The following is a 622-nucleotide window of genomic DNA, read 5'->3' as shown; positions in this document are numbered from 1 at the left end:
GTAGGGTTGGTGCTGCGCACCAAGCAAAACCTCCCTTCCCCTGCCTTATGGCTGGCGATGTCAGTCAGGTTTTGAAGAGCAGTAACCGACCTTCGCTGCACTGCGCCTGAATTCACACAGTGCGGGACAAAGTTAGCTTTCGCTGCATGCGCCCCAAGGATCGCTATCAAGGGGTCTGATGGGGTGGGTTGGACTAATGGGTGGATACTAAAAACCGGTGGATCATAGGCGACATGCCCAGTAAACTAACCAATATGAAGTATTTGTCCGCCATTCGTATTGCTAAAATCGGGTTGGCCATATTGCTTTCGGCTGCTCTGAATTTCAGCATTGCAAAAGCCGATGCCCATGTGTTTGAGGCAAGTGAAGCAGTCTTTGAAAAAGTTATTTTTGCTACCGATACGGGTGATCTTGATTTAGCTACTCATGATCAAAGATTTAGCGAAAATGGTGAGGCATTCCATGGCTTTGGCGATTGCCATATCCACATTATTGGACTAAAGCAGGCGCAGTTGGCATGCGATCAGTCGTCAGCAGACCGATCGCGACACTGGGCTGACGCCTCTGTGGTCCTTGCCACGCTCCAAGGTTTTTACCGTCCTCCGCGAGGCTGATCTGCCCC

General features: G+C 50.6%; 1 protein-coding gene. It reads left to right on the top strand.

The genetic code is table 11. From position 1 onward, the window contains the following. Positions 1–233: 233 nt before the first annotated feature. Positions 234–614, top strand: coding sequence for a hypothetical protein (locus tag GY683_RS01515; RefSeq protein ID WP_297287074.1), 381 nt, complete (start codon positions 234–236; stop codon positions 612–614). Positions 615–622 lie beyond the last annotated feature (8 nt).

This window comes from Moraxella sp., assembly GCF_024227015.1.
Classification (GTDB): Bacteria; Pseudomonadota; Gammaproteobacteria; order Pseudomonadales; family Moraxellaceae; genus Moraxella.
This window is presented reverse-complemented; position numbering and strand designations above follow the sequence as displayed.

Excerpts from the sequence above, each read along its gene's own strand:
- GY683_RS01515 (WP_297287074.1), top strand. The coding sequence starts at position 234 with ATGCCCAGTAAACTAACCAATATGAAGTATTTGTCCGCCATTCGTATT.